The following is a 14,693-nucleotide window of genomic DNA, read 5'->3' on the forward strand; positions in this document are numbered from 1 at the left end:
GTGCCCTAGCATTTTTACTTCCCTGCGAGTTATTTGGGACAGTATTTTGTTAATGGCAGGTATCCTCTGAGTCTTACTTGGGAAGCAAGGAGCGGGAGGCTTCCCCAGTAAGAGTTCTACCATCATATTCCATAAAATCCCTACATGCATAAATATATGGGATATCTTGCTACATAATATGTTATCTAGTTGAAAAAGGTTCAGTTGGCCTTCGGGGTAAGGCTTTATCTTGAGACCTCCTTTCGCCGGTATCACACTATTAGTACCAAGTGAATAAAATATTATGTAAAGGTTTAGATTTAACGGAGGCTCAATATGGGATTCTATATTAAAGTAGAACCAGACGTAAAGATTTATGTAGAAGACCTTAACCCAGAGGGCGAGAAAACAATCGTGTTTATACACGGTTGGCCAGCGAATCATAAGATGTTTGAATATCAGTTTGACCAACTTCCCAAGATGGGATATCGATGCGTTGGAATAGACAGTAGAGGATTCGGTAATTCCGATAAGCCTTGGGAAGGCTACGACTACGATACTGCGTCAGACGATATTCGCTGTGTGGTCGAAGCACTCGATTTGCAAGATTTCACACTTGGGGGTCATTCCACGGGGGGAGCGATTGCCATTCGATATATGGCCCGCCACAAGGGATATGGGGTATCCAAACTCGCCCTTTTTGCAGCTGCAGCTCCCAGTCTGATTCAACGTCCATATTTTCCTTACGGATTGCAAAAAGAAGATGTAAACAAAATCATTCAAGAAACATCTAATGACCGTCCAGCAATGTTGCGGGGATTTGGAGATATGTTTTTCTTCCAGCATGTATCTCAGGCTTTCTCAGATTGGTTCTTCCAACTGGGATTACAGGCGGCAGGTTGGTCCACAGCGGCAGTTTCATCCTCCTGGATAGACGAAGAACTATTTTCTGATCTTGGAGAAATACACGTCCCCACTTTAATTCTTCATGGTATCCATGACAAAGTTTGTTTATTCCCATTAGCAATTGCCCAACATGAAGGAATCAGAAACTCCAAGCTTGTGCCATTCAAATACAGCGGTCATGGTTTGTTTTATGACGAGCGCGATAAGTTTAATAAGGAATTGACACAATTTATTGAGGAATGCATTTGAAAATAAATACGGTCTCCGTGAACTAATCTTCGTGATATGGTGAACAAAATTATCCTCGCCTATATTGGCGAGGATAATTTGCGCTAATTATAAAAGATGTTACTTTTATGAATATGGCACCACTCTCACTTAAAATACTGTTTACAAGTTTTGAAAAGCCAGTAAAACCGAGCCCTATAAGGCTCTATCGACGCTTCTATTACATGATATTCCATTACGTGTCATACAGAATCTGGTATGTTATCTAGATTTGCGCCTTCTAAAGTTCAAAAATCTTTGTTGCGATATTTTTGCAAAATTCACTGTCATGCTCCACAAACAGAATAGTTGGTGAAAATTCAAGCAGTAATTCTTCGATTTGCATACGTGAGATAACATCTATAAAATTAAGCGGTTCATCCCAGATATGCAAATGAGCTTTCTCGCAAAGGCTTCTTGCAATCAGCACTTTTTTCTTTTGTCCACCGCTAAAATCGGACATATCCTTTTCAAATTGTACTCTTGAAAAATCAAGTTTCCTTAAATTAGCCTTAAAAATACTTTCATCAATATCATTATCTCTGGCATAATCGGTTAAGTTGCCTCTAAGGTGAGAGGTATCCTGAGAAACATAGGATATTTTAAGTTGACTTGCTTTTCTGAAAGTGCCTGTATAGTTTATATTTTCTCCACAAATCAGCTTAATAAGGCTCGACTTTCCTGAGCCGTTTTTTCCGTAAAGTGCTACTCTATCACCTTGCTCAATGCTGAAACTTACACTCTCACATGCTACCTTTTCGCCATAGACTATTGAAACGTTTTCAAATTCTACCAGACGGTCTGCATGAAAGTTCACTTGGGAAATTTTCAACCGCTCAGAGCTTTCAATATTGTGGAGAAGCTTTGACTTGTTTTCAATCGCTGCTTGTTGTCTTGCTTCGATTGACTTCGCACGTTTCATCATCTTTGCGGACTTGTGACCTATATAGCCTGTATCCGGCCTTAAACCGGAGTCCCGTGTACCCAGCTTTGTTTTTTCCACTTTATCCGACCAATCAGAGGTACGTTTTGCAGCAGACGATAGGCGTTCAATATCTCTTTGGAGTTTTTCGTTTTCAGCCAGCTCAAAGTTATCCTGCATTGTTTTGTTTTCCCACCAAGATGAAAAATTCCCTTTTTGTATTTCAATATTGGTTTTGTTAATGGAAAGGATGTGATCAACACAGTTATCAAGAAATGCTCTGTCGTGAGAAACCAAAATATAGCCACGTTTAGAGCGGAGATAGTCACTGACAAGCTTTCTGGCATTCATATCAAGGTGGTTCGTCGGCTCATCAATCAGCAAGAAACTATTTTCCTTCAGGAACAAAGTAGCGAGCAACACCTTTGTTTGCTCTCCATTTGACAGTGTGTGAAAAGGGCGATATAAAACGTCCTCTGAAACCTGAAGCAGTGAAAGCTCACGCATAACCTGCCAAAGAACGTAGTCCGGATAGATGTTTTCAATTATCTCTATGGTGTTGTCTTCCGGGTTCGTTACCTTGAAAGGAAAATATTCGAAGTTTACTGATGCTGAAATTGTACCGTTGTATTCATATTTACCAAGCAGCAAATTCAGAAATGTCGTTTTCCCTCTACCGTTTCTCCCTGTGAAGCCCAATTTCCAATCTGTATCTATTTGAAAACTCACGTTTTCAAATATGTTATCATAACTGCCATCATAGCCAAAGGTGAGATGCATCACGTTTATTAGAGACATGGCTTACCCTCCTGCATAAAAATTATGAGCTGCAAGAAAGTAAATTCTTACAGCCCATAAAATACAGCAAAGCCAAGCCTATACTGGCGTGACCAAGATATATCGTTGAGTGAAAAGAATGAATTACTTTCTTGCATAAGCACAACAAAACAAGAGGCATGACGTGCCTAAAATTTTTATTATGCTTAATAAATTAGCAAGAAAGATTCTTCATCTTTTCAACTCCAATCACTTTAATTGTGAATAGCATATCATACTGCTTTTCAAAATTCAACAAACAAAACCTGGGGATAAATCAGACAAGTCTTCACGATGACTGTCTTACATAGCTTGAGGAGATAGGGAGATCTTCAAAAGTCCCAATCCCTGCTTACACAAGGATTGAGTCCATTTGGAACTGTTAGAGATAATACGGTTCTCCGTATCGGGTCAAACGGTGCAAGATTAGGTTGTTTATCACCCTGATTGCCCTAAGGATAAGAATGATACTTTTCTCTGCACCAACAGATGTGAGCCATCTTAATGGAGCGCTACATAATCAAAAATTCAACCCCTGCATAACTGTGCACGCAATGTCGGATCTAGCAGGGTAATTGATGTTGCAGTTAAATACGGATATAGCTCACCAGATGCATTTACAAGAGCTTTTCATTAGCTTCGAGTCCTGTCAGGCCAAGATCATAAATCCTGTTAGCGTTGTCAAAAAACACTTTGTCATGATGCTTTGCTGGGATAATCTGCGCAACAAACTCAATATAATTGGAGATATTAGCCAGCGGCCAATCTGTCCCATACAGCAGGCGGTCATAGTTGTCCAGGTATTCCAACCATACTTTTAAGAAGTTAATATAGCCGTGCTTTTTTTCAAAAAAATCTGGCATGCTATCGATCCGGCCTTCCAAAATTCCCGAAAGGTCGGCAGCTACATTTTCATTTTTCGCAATGACCGCGATAGCGTCTACAAGCCAGGGATTACCAATATGGCACATAACAAACTGAACATGAGGATAGCGTACCGCTACCTCATCCAAGGTCATAGGATGACTGTATTTCAACAGGGCATTGCTGGTGGCTGTCAATCCGGTATGAACGGCCACTGGTTTCTTATACTGCATTGCCAGCTGATAAAACGGGTCAACCACCGAATCGTAAATATAAAAGTGATTGTAGCCCGGATATAGCTTAATGCCCACACAATTCTTTCTTTGCAAATGTTTTTCTACCAAATAAGCTTGCTGCACTACCTCTTTCACGTTAAAGCAGGTGCTATCCAACCCGATACAATAGCTAAGATCATCGTGATAATCGTGTTCGCTCAACTGCAAACCCCGGTTGCCCATGACCACACCATGAACAATGTTATGCGCAGCATATTGGTCTTTCAGATGGGCACTGGTATTTTTATGGCCCGCCAATTCTGCAATCTGGTCAAAGTAAGGCTCCTGGCCGAAGTGGATGTGGGCATCAATAATCTTCATTGGACATTAGTCCTTCCTCAAATATTTTCTTATGCATGTATTCCTATCCTTCATGTCATCCTCTGCAAGAGTAAGATTTCATACTTCTTATTATCTAATATCTTCCCCTAATTGTGAATGGTTAATATTCCGGTTTCCGGCTCTGGCTTGAAAGCGGGTTTGTTTCTTCCGCCAATAGAATGTATTGCGACATACTCTTCACCCCCCGTGATTAACTCAACATATAATGATACTAGATAGTTATGAAGAGGGGTGAATACATTGGACACAAAAACCGCCAGACTGGGCAAATCCGATAAAGTCAATTGCTCGACAGGCCGCGGCAACTGCTTAGGTTGCGGTAAATTCCCGTGCGACTGCTGCAATCCAAATATTATTGATCTGGCTAACTGTTTTACACAGATAAAAAATGTGACAAAGTGCGTGTTAGACTGCCTGGACGAGCGCCCCAGCCTCTGCAAGGAGGAACGAGTCGCCGTCTGCATTCTGTTAAATGAGATTCGGTCTATAGAAGATTTTATCAACAACAGCACCTTCGGTTTACCAGAAATCAAAAATGAGATCAGGTTCCTAGAAAGTTTTATCAATAACACTATCTTCGGCTTGCCGGAAATCAAAAATGAGATTATCGAAATCAACATCACTAGCACTGCCATTCTGAATGAAGTAATTATTATAAACGAAGTTGTCAATGCCATAAAGAATACATGTAACTTCTGCGAGTTCTTAACAAATATCAACGAAGTTGTCATCGACATTAACAACACGGTCAACAATGGCACCAAAGGTATCTTTGAAATTAAAAATGAAATCATCGACATCAACGAGATTGTTACCACTATTAACAACACTATCAACAACGGCACTTCCGGACTGCCCGAGATCAAGAACGAAATCATTGACATTAATCGCATTGTCACCGCCATCAACAACACAGTTAACAATGGTACCAAAGGCGTCTTCGAAATCAAAAATGAAATCATCGACCTCAACGAGATCATTACCACTATCAACAACACCATTCACAACGGAACCTCCGGTCTCCCGGAGATCAAAAACGAGATTATTGACATTAATCGTATTGTCACCGCCATCAACAGCACAGTTAACAATGGTACCAAAGGCGTCTTCGAAATCAAAAACGAGATCATCGACCTCAACGAGATCATTACCACTATCAACAACACCATTCACAACGGAACCTTCGGTCTCCCGGAGATCAAAAACGAGATTATTGACATTAATCGTATTGTCACCGCCATCAACAGCTCGGTCAACAATCAGTTCTTCGGCCTTAATGAGATCAAGAACGAAATTCGCGGGATCGAGAATATACTAATGACATCAGGGCCTAACCGCTCTCTGTCCTGCAGCAATGATAGCATACTCATCTGCGGCAGAGGCGTTGACGACGTAATTCGCACCATCAAAACTGATGTTCACAATGTCACTGCTACCCTTCCTAGCGCCAGTACCCATTCGCAAATTGGAGCGCTGTTTTCGCTTGTTACTAGCTTGTTTGTCCAAGGTAATAGCGCAAATTTTCTTTTTCTATTTTCTAACCCATCAAGCAAAACCATGTATTTAGATAAAATAATGGTCGGTTCTCAAGTTTCTCCTTCGGCTACACCGCTAAACTATGTAGAGAGTATAAGAATTCGAATAATAAAAAACAGTATCATATCAGATCCCGGCACGCCGCTATTTCCAACCAATCTCAACGCCGGATTTGCGGATACACCTTCAATTGTAGTTACACAAGACCCTAGCTCGGGTGGCGGAACTCTAATATTTGATACAAGAGTTTTAGGTGAGTTTACCTCTATTGATTTTGAAGGACGAATCATTGTGCCACCGAACACAAACATTCTGATAAATTCTATTCTCGTTGAGCCTCCTGCAGGGCTTGGCGTCGATCTTAGTATAACTATATTGTGGTATGAACTGTAAGCCCTAAGCCGCGCGAACGGATAGAAGCACTGAAAAGGCGCCCTGAACAAAGTACTCCATGCATAGCCGGTAAAAGCATTCCAGTAACCGTTGGCGTGCACAAAGGCAGGGCAACCCACAATCAGGTTGCCCTGCCTTTGTGCTTTTATCTTTCCTGCGAAGTTGCCTACGCCCTGCTTTCACAGAGTATTTGTGAGAACTACCGATCCAGCTGCTTGGTATATCTTTTAGTATTTGCTAAAAGTCGAGGACTAAAAAAGGAGTCTATTAAGCTGCGCGTTAAAAGATCCCTTTTAGGACATTCGGTGGGCAAAATCCGTGGGATTTGCATGGTGGAGGCGAGCCTCACCGAACTCCTGTCTTTATCCTGGTTTATTACATTTTCTCCGTTACCAGCGACACGTTTCAACCCAGCCCATCTAAAAATGTTACTTTTATGGACATGCCACCACTGTCATTAAAAAACTGTTTACAGTCCTCCCTTTTACTAGAGAGTGCTCATTTGCTGACCTATTCACAGCGCAGGGAAGTGATCTTTTGATTTTCGACCGTGAAATAAAAGTTAATAGAAATCGGGCTCCCCTCAAAATTTCCGGAAGCCTGGGCAGTAACAACGGTTTCTCCATTTTCTTCAACAGCGGAGATGACATCCAAAGTGAGGTCATATTTTTTACCGGCTGTTTCATTCCATTCTTTGATGGCGGAAAGACCGTGGTAATCTTTCCCTTCATCATGCACAACAGCATCTTCCGCAAAGCAGTCTGCAAGCGATTTGCTGTCATGAGCATTTGCCGCGTGAAAGTAAGTTTCTATAGCTTGTGATAATTTTGTATTCATGATAACTCTCCTTTCTTATTATGGTACTTTTAGATTGTACGAATGATTCCGCCATCAATGATATGCTCGCAGCCGATAATATAGGAAGCTCGGTCGGATACCAAGAAAGAAACAAGTTCCGCTACTTCTTCCGGACGGGCAGTTCGTCCAATCGGAATGCCACCAAGGGAGTCCATCAATTCTTGCCGTGCACTATTATAATCAGTTTCGGAATTTTGTGCCATTCGATTGATGAGCCTCTCCGCGGCCTTTGTCTCAGTGAATCCGGGTGCGACGGTGTTTACACGTATTCCCTTAGGTGCCATCTCGGTTGCCAGTCCTTTGCTGTAGTTTGTTAGCGCCGCCTTGGCTGCCGAATATGCCATGGTATTGTTGCCCGGGAGTCGTCGTTGAATAGACGTAATATGGATGATAACACCGTAACCTTGTTTAATCATTGGCGGCAACAATCCCCGATCCAGTCGGACCGCAGCAAACAAATTGGTTTCGAAAGCCTGCTGCCAATCATTGTCGCTTTGTGCGAGCACTCCGCCTGTTGGAGCAGAGGAGCCTCCAACATTGTTGATCAGAATATCAACACCACCAAAACGCTCAAGCACTTCTTTAATAATCTTTGTCGTCCCATCTGGTGTACTGACATCTGCCTGAATAAACAAATCTGAAGCTTTCAACTCATCCGGGGTCTTTCGTGCGGTGGTAATAACCGTTGCTCCGGCATGAGCAAGACGTTTCACTATCGCTTCACCAATTCCTCCCCTCGTCCCGCCTGTAACTAGGACTCGCTTACCATCTAGTTCCTTCGTATTGAACGAGTTATCTGTTAAAAATCCCATTACTTAATCCTCCTGTATATTGCTTCCCTATATCTTTTGTTTGTCTTTGCCTACTGGCATTACAAATCACCCTATATTTCGTCAATCATTAATATCTCCAACATTTTCACCCAAATAGTCTTCTCTACCCGTGTCTTTCATTCCGGTAAAGGTCTCTTAATCTCTTGAACTACTGCCATGTGACTTGTAAGGAATTTCGATCAACCAACCGCTTATAGGCATATTTCGGATAACCCACCATCAGTCCACTGATGACGCGCATGTTTGCCGGCAGAGCCAAAAGATCAAGAAGCGGTTCATAACCGGAGGAAGCGCAATACTCAAACAGACCCGTCCAGCACGTCCCCAATCCGATAGACGTCGCAAACAGTTGCGCATATGTTAAAGACAAGTAGGCATTATCCCGAACAGGTGCCAGAAAATCTTTGTCTGCTACCGCTACTACCAAACATGGAGCTGACCGCAGCACGACATCCTCACCGGTTTGACGGTAAATTTCAATTTGAGCGGCAGAATTTGGCGCCCATGGTGAAGCTGCCATTGCCGAATCTTTGTTTAGTTCGTCTTCCGCCCATTCGATGACAACAGTGGCAATCGCACGCAATGTATCTGCATTATCCACGACATGATAGGCAACCCCTTGAGAATTGCAGGCGGTAGGAGCCATACGGGCAATGTCGAGAAGCTGTAATATTGTATCGCGAGGTACAGGCCTTTGTTGATAGTTTCGGATAGACCGGCGAGAACGTAAAAATTGAGCTGCAGTATCTGCAGCAAGAACTGGCATTTCTTTTAAGGGCGCTTGATTGGCTAGCGGCGATTTTGCATTATCGAGCGCCCCTTGAGGACAAATAGCCACACATTGACCGCAGGCAATACAGAGCGGTCTAATTACCTCTGGCCCATCACCGCCCATACCTAGAACGCCACGGCAAACACTAACGCAAAGGCCACACCGGGTACATTTTCTTTGATCAACTTGAATTAAATTCATATCTGACATTGTCCTATCACCTCATTTTTTCTTAATTGTACTTCAGGTAATAAGACAGCTGTGTGTCATATTAGGAACACTCATCGTAAATTGTTAAAGTTTCCTTCACTCGTTTTACGATTGTTTTTCGTATATGCTCTGGTTCCAGCACTTCAACGAAACTACCGAACGATAAAATATAGCTATAGAGCCACTCTCCCTCCGGAAGTGACGCCTCTAAAGTAAAACTCCCGTCCTTGTTCGGCCAAAGAAACGTATCATCAAAGTAATCATAAATCCGGTTTATAGCATTAGCCTGAAAGCGTAGTTTTAACGTAATAATCCGCGTTTGTGAATCTTCCCTTGCCGCATCAAGATCTTGCTTTGGGGAACTTTTGGGTTCAAATATTTCCGCTATTACTTCTAATTTTTTTATCCTCGATATCCTAAAGGTTCGTTGTTCCTGCCGCTGTCGACAGTAAGCCAACAAATACCAAGCATTGCTTTTAAAGATGAGTTTTTCTGGTTCTACCGTACGTTTACTTTTCTGCCCCTCTCCGTTGACATAGTCAAAACAAATGACATTTCTCTGCAGCATGGCACGTTTAATATCGCTGAACTTGTTTTTGTCATTTTGAGAACTTCCCCATGGAGAGAAGTCGACTTCTACCCAATCATCTCTGGTGGTACTTTTAAATATTGCTCGTAGTTTTTCAAGAACGCTATCCAATTCCGGATAATGCGTTGCTTGCAGAGATTTAATTGCCATTAGCAGGGTTTCGCTTTCCTGTTGAGAGATAAGCGTTCTGCTTATCGCATAGGTTTCAAGCAAGCGTATACCTCCGCCATTGCCTTTATTCATATATATAGGTACACCCGCCGACGATAGGACATCAACATCACGGTAGATTGTACGGGTCGAGACACCAAATCGATCTGCTAGTTCTTGAGCTGTAACCGTCCCCTTATTAAGCAATATTGTCACTATTTCAAATAACCGATTCATCTTCATTTTTATCACCCAAATAAATTATAGCATTAAATATGACGTCATATTTAATGCTATAATTTTCCCCAGTCCATTTATACAGTATTTTTTTACATTTTTCTGTACAAAGCTTTTCTTCGCACCAAGGGTATATTTTCAAGTGAATCTTACTTTAATGGACGTGCCACCAAGGTCGTGTTATAAAACTGTTTACAACTTAAAAAATCACCAAATCCAGCTAAAGCAAGGCTCTATCTGAGATTTGTTTTATCTATCTCATATTTAAGATATCTCATCATCTGAGCACAAAAAGATCTTTCTGATACATTATGTTTAATGGAGCCAGCCTCATTGCGCAAAAAAACCTGATTTGCTTCTAAAAATGTTTCCATTAAGATTTCAGTCGGTCGGTCAATCTCCTTATTTGCCAATGGCTTCAAATAGATGCTGTTTCTTGCCAAGCAATTCATCCTCCTTGGCGGCTAGGGGGTCAAGCCAATCCGCTTTATTTTCTGCCCACCGCACCCAACTCAGTAAGATTTCCTTTTCATGACTATCAACATTCTCGCCCACTATTAATAACTCCATCTGGTCAGCAATTTGTCGTATTTTTTGTGTTTGATCCCAGTCAATGACTAATAATTATTCTTGTTTCATCCACAACATTATATATTCTTTAAATCCGGAATCTCCATTCGGCTGCTCTGATTTAATCACAAAACCACAATTCTTATAAAAGTCAACTGCACTTATGTTTTCTGCATAAACTGCCAATTCTAGGCTTGGATATATAGACTTACAATAATTGAGGAGCTTTATACCTATGCCTTGTCCTTGATATTCTTTTAAAACAAATAACGCCCCAATAAAAGAGTTATTAATAATGCTTATAAATGCCTTGATAATATTATTTTCTTTATAAACAAAGGTTTTTGAAATAGGCATGTATTGTTCTTTAACTACGTTATAATTGTCAATCCAATATTTTTCTTGTATGAAACTGTGAGCCTTAATATTAGTCTCTAACCATATATCCATAACTTCTTTTATTTCAGAGCTCTCCAATACTTTAATCATGTTTTTCTCCTTGTATATTAATATTGGTGTCATAACCGCCAGAACATGCCAGTCTTCAATCCTTTCGACGCAATAATAATGTTTCCCTTTCCGTCATCCATAAGGGTAAATTTTGAGTCATCTAATTTTTTTACTCCTTTAATAAAATGACTCCTGCTAGTTTTCACGATACTAGCAGGAATTTATAAAAAAATGTTACTTTAAATGGACGTGCCACCACTGTCATTAAAAAAACTGTTTACAAGTCTTGAAGAACCCACTAGTCCAGCTAAATCAAAGCCTTATCGTTCGTTCTATTACATGTCAATTAAAATGAAGAATACTCATTTCTTCCATAACAAGCCTAGTCCATCTTTGATTAATGAACTCTTATCTCATTTTTTGAGGCTAACGCTTATTGCTAGCAATCTTAGTATCTTCCTTAATTTGCAGATTTACTTCTACCCCAGCCTTAACCACAGCTTCTTTTCCTTTTATGAATCCACCGACCAGCGAATATTTTATTAAAATATTTGGCTTATCACCATACAAACGAAGCATACCAGTCACAGGTAACGAATGACCATCCTTTGATTTAACTTCGGAAATGACAACTTCAATCTGCCCACTTCTGCCCCAAGGACCGGCTTTTTTTACTTTTGTAATGACGCCCTCAACATCAGTATTAACTGGAACTACTGTAACGTCCCCAACCGTTATATCCTCTATGACTCTGAAATGCACTTTCTCATTGTGCTTATTCTTTTGTGAACTTATGGTATCCACTGTTTGAACTTTGATGATCGTACCTTTTGCAATTAATAAATCTTGCGGCATACTTGCTGTCGCTGTTTCATCTGCTGACGCAGATGCCACGCTCGCCATTATCATCACAATGATTAGACTAGCTAATACAATATACGATTTTAGATTCATACTAAACCCTCCAAAAATAATTTGTAAAGTTTAAAGTTAGTTTTATCTAACTAACTTTACATCAAAATTTTTATTTATCTATCTCGTTAACGATTTTTCTTAAGAGCTCTGTGAACTGTTTTTTCTCATCATCCTCAAGACACTTTGTCATCTTTCGTGCAAAATAATAATAACCCATGCTCTCAATCCTTAAAACCTCTTTCCCTTTTTCCGCTAAGTATAAATGGAAAGTTCTTAAATCTTCTTCTGACTGCTTCTTATAAACCATATTACGCTTGATCAGTCTGTTAACGATGTCCGTGACAGTGGATTTTTGGACATTAAACTTTTCTACCAACTGTTTAAAAGTAGGGCCATCCATTTCATTAATCGCATGGAGATAATGCAGTTGTGTTATGGTTAGATTAAATAACTCTCCGCTGTCTGCTTCTTCCTTATACTTCCTCATGGACTGCCGCATGGATTCCGATAGAATATCTATATATTTTACAATAAGAGCTTCCGTTTCCATCATATTCTCCCTTCAAACCTTAGAGCAACCTGTATTACATGACAATTATTTTAGACACAGGCATACGTAAACTGACGGGTTGTATATACTCTTTAATATAACCTATCCTTATTACAAACTGTATACTTCCACTATGACCAAGCTCTTTAGCCAGTTCCGTACGCCAGGGGGCTTCCTCTAATATCTGGGTCATAGGATGGAAAGCAATTAACTTCTCGTGAGCACGCAACCAAGCTGACTGTAGCACCCTCCCTGCATTTATCAAGTCAGCTACAGTAGAACTATCGCTTTTCACAACCAGCCATCCGGCGCAAGTTTGCACCTGGTCCTCAATTAACTTCAACGTCTCATTTCTGAACGTCTTACCCAGTACATCTCCTTTACTAAAGAAGTGTTTTGCATACCAACGAACAATACCCTGCATTTCCATGCTTTCAGGGGTAAGACCGTTGCGATATTCTCTTGCTTCCCGATCGGTCCATCTGATCCATTCGGCTAACTCAGTCTGAGCATCTTCCCTATATACTTGAGCTTTATTTGCCAGCAAGTTAGCTTGGCTCAAATATGTTCCTTCTTTAGAATTCAGCGGATAATAAAACACGACGTTTTTATCATTTTCCACTAGATGACTTATATCTTCCGTCCTTATCGCACTTTTTAGCAAATGTTTTCTTACCGTCCTCCGTTCTTTTATCAATTTGTCAGAGACACTTGTCTCTTTCCCCTTGACTAGCCTTACCTCTGCTATCTCAGAGCTATAGTTATCTTTCCCTATAACGTCAATTTCCGCTTCATATCCGTACATTCCCGCTGCTACCGACAAATTTTCTATAAAAGCCCCTATTGATAACATCATTTCCCGATTGTCAGGATCAACAGCCGGTAGCCATCGCGTTCTATCGGATCCTATTACCCATCGTTTCGGACCTTTAATTGTTATGATCCAAGGCTGCGTATTGTGGCCACTAGGAGCAAGAGATGCTAAATATAATATTTTGATTTCAGCCTCGGTTAAACCCGGTACATATTGCAGCGTGTATTCTTTTCTCATTGCAGCTTCATCTTCCATCTGCAGCCAAGAGTACGAAAATGATCCAACTCCAAGCGCAACTACCCCGGCACAACTATACTTTATAAATTTCCGCCTGTTCAGAAAGCACTCCCCCTCCCCAACCAGAGCCTTTTTATTAGTTAGACCTAACTAACTAATATTAAACTATACATGCTTTGATTTGTAAATACCTAAAATACATTTTTTCGACCTCAACTTTGCATAATTCCATTACCAGCTCGCAATTTGAAACAACACATGCTGTTAATACTTTCTGGCATCCAAGGGATACCCAGTCACAAAAACCGCTGCTTAGTAAGGTATCACACTATTAGTACCAAGCGCATAACATATTATGTAAAATTCCAGGACGATTTAAATAATACTAAATGCCCCGCTATCCTTTGTGACAAAAAAGGACCGTCCCTCCTTTCTCTCCTATTCTGTTGACATTATTCGTTCTCCCAAATATAGAAACGGTTAATCTAACGTGAATCTGAATTACTCAATCAATAATTTTGCTCTGAACCACGCTTTATGTAAAAAGGGTTTCTTGCTTTGGGCTGAAACTCAGCATAAAAACCAAGATTCACAGTTAAACTCACCAAGGCAACATAAGCCACCATTTCTGCCAATTCTTCAAATAAACCATGCCTGAGACCAATCAGACCTGCTAGGCTATGCTCGAATAAATCTGCACCAACTACCGCGATCAATAGTATGATCCCATCAACGGCTGGGAGTTTAGCGTTTTTTAGCCAATACACTACTTCTTTATGCAAATCATTTTTGATCATATACGCCGCAATAAGGGCCAGCACAATAACGATGCCGGGATAGACATACGGTCCATACCACAACTGTTTTAGAGACAAGAAACCTCCTTTGCCGTTCGGGTAAAAGACCCGGCCCCAACTCAGCTCACGACTGACGAGAATCAGCCAGAAGGGGACACTGCAGAGGAATAAACGTTTCGCGCTACTATTGCCGATTCCATAGAAATATGCACCGATGGCAGTCACACAGCCAATAACTAATATAGCCACTTGGCCCCATTCAATTGGTCCATTCTCGCTGGCAATATCAGGCGATAGACATAAACCTAAAGGGATAACTGACAGTAGAAGAACTAGTAATAAAGTTGACACAGGGGTAAGAGTCCAATAAAGTTTGTACATGGGATAGTTAACACTCCTTCCTGCTGACTA

14 protein-coding genes and 1 pseudogene are annotated in these 14,693 nt (G+C 40.8%); 2 read left to right on the forward strand and 13 right to left on the reverse strand.

What is annotated here, in order from left to right; translation table 11 throughout:
* Positions 1-315 precede the first annotated feature (315 nt).
* A complete protein-coding gene (locus tag AXX12_RS15905; protein WP_066244876.1) occupies positions 316-1,134 on the forward strand; it encodes an alpha/beta fold hydrolase in 819 nt (272 codons plus the stop codon).
* Between the two features lie 259 nt (positions 1,135-1,393).
* Here AXX12_RS15905 and AXX12_RS15910 read toward each other — a convergent pair whose 3' ends face one another.
* Complete coding sequence (locus tag AXX12_RS15910) at positions 1,394-2,872, reverse strand: Lsa family ABC-F type ribosomal protection protein (protein WP_066244878.1); 1,479 nt, start codon at positions 2,870-2,872, stop codon at positions 1,394-1,396.
* A gap of 635 nt (positions 2,873-3,507) precedes the next feature.
* Positions 3,508-4,350, reverse strand: a complete 843-nt coding sequence (locus tag AXX12_RS15915) for an amidohydrolase family protein (protein ID WP_066244880.1) — start codon at positions 4,348-4,350, stop codon at positions 3,508-3,510.
* A gap of 261 nt (positions 4,351-4,611) precedes the next feature.
* Between AXX12_RS15915 and AXX12_RS15920 the strand changes: the two genes are divergently transcribed.
* Entirely contained in the window at positions 4,612-6,300 is a 1,689-nt protein-coding gene (locus AXX12_RS15920) for a hypothetical protein (protein ID WP_066244883.1), read from the forward strand.
* A gap of 510 nt (positions 6,301-6,810) precedes the next feature.
* Here AXX12_RS15920 and AXX12_RS15925 read toward each other — a convergent pair.
* From AXX12_RS15925 to AXX12_RS15970, 11 genes and pseudogenes are all read right to left on the reverse strand, one after another.
* On the reverse strand, positions 6,811-7,137 hold the full coding sequence (locus AXX12_RS15925) for a nuclear transport factor 2 family protein (RefSeq protein ID WP_066244885.1): 327 nt from the start codon (positions 7,135-7,137) through the stop codon (positions 6,811-6,813).
* A gap of 29 nt (positions 7,138-7,166) precedes the next feature.
* Positions 7,167-7,970, reverse strand: a complete 804-nt coding sequence (locus AXX12_RS15930; RefSeq protein ID WP_066244888.1) for an SDR family oxidoreductase — start codon at positions 7,968-7,970, stop codon at positions 7,167-7,169.
* 169 nt (positions 7,971-8,139) lie between these two features.
* A complete protein-coding gene (locus AXX12_RS15935) occupies positions 8,140-8,964 on the reverse strand; it encodes a nitroreductase family protein (protein ID WP_197470773.1) in 825 nt (274 codons plus the stop codon).
* 70 nt (positions 8,965-9,034) lie between these two features.
* A complete protein-coding gene (locus tag AXX12_RS15940; RefSeq protein WP_066244892.1) occupies positions 9,035-9,955 on the reverse strand; it encodes a helix-turn-helix transcriptional regulator in 921 nt (306 codons plus the stop codon).
* Positions 9,956-10,351: 396 nt separating this feature from the next.
* Positions 10,352-10,504 (reverse strand): hypothetical protein, encoded by a 153-nt coding sequence (locus tag AXX12_RS19450; protein WP_156478700.1) that lies wholly within the window; start codon positions 10,502-10,504, stop codon positions 10,352-10,354.
* A gap of 69 nt (positions 10,505-10,573) precedes the next feature.
* On the reverse strand, positions 10,574-11,008 hold the full coding sequence (locus AXX12_RS15950; protein ID WP_066244895.1) for an N-acetyltransferase: 435 nt from the start codon (positions 11,006-11,008) through the stop codon (positions 10,574-10,576).
* Positions 11,009-11,395: 387 nt separating this feature from the next.
* Positions 11,396-11,923 carry a hypothetical protein gene (locus tag AXX12_RS15955; RefSeq protein WP_066244897.1) on the reverse strand — a complete coding sequence of 176 codons (528 nt, stop codon included), beginning with the start codon at positions 11,921-11,923 and terminating at the stop codon, positions 11,396-11,398.
* 70 nt (positions 11,924-11,993) lie between these two features.
* Entirely contained in the window at positions 11,994-12,437 is a 444-nt protein-coding gene (locus tag AXX12_RS15960) for a MarR family winged helix-turn-helix transcriptional regulator (protein ID WP_231881921.1), read from the reverse strand.
* A 31-nt stretch (positions 12,438-12,468) separates the two neighbouring features.
* Positions 12,469-13,503 carry an Acg family FMN-binding oxidoreductase gene (locus AXX12_RS15965; RefSeq protein WP_082816923.1) on the reverse strand — a complete coding sequence of 345 codons (1,035 nt, stop codon included), beginning with the start codon at positions 13,501-13,503 and terminating at the stop codon, positions 12,469-12,471.
* 24 nt (positions 13,504-13,527) lie between these two features.
* Positions 13,528-13,611, reverse strand: a pseudogene (locus tag AXX12_RS20230) (twin-arginine translocation signal domain-containing protein); the annotation flags it as partial.
* A 383-nt stretch (positions 13,612-13,994) separates the two neighbouring features.
* Entirely contained in the window at positions 13,995-14,663 is a 669-nt protein-coding gene (locus AXX12_RS15970) for a hypothetical protein (protein WP_066244901.1), read from the reverse strand.
* Positions 14,664-14,693 lie beyond the last annotated feature (30 nt).

This window comes from Anaerosporomusa subterranea, from assembly GCF_001611555.1.
GTDB lineage: Bacteria > Bacillota > Negativicutes > Sporomusales > Acetonemataceae > Anaerosporomusa > Anaerosporomusa subterranea.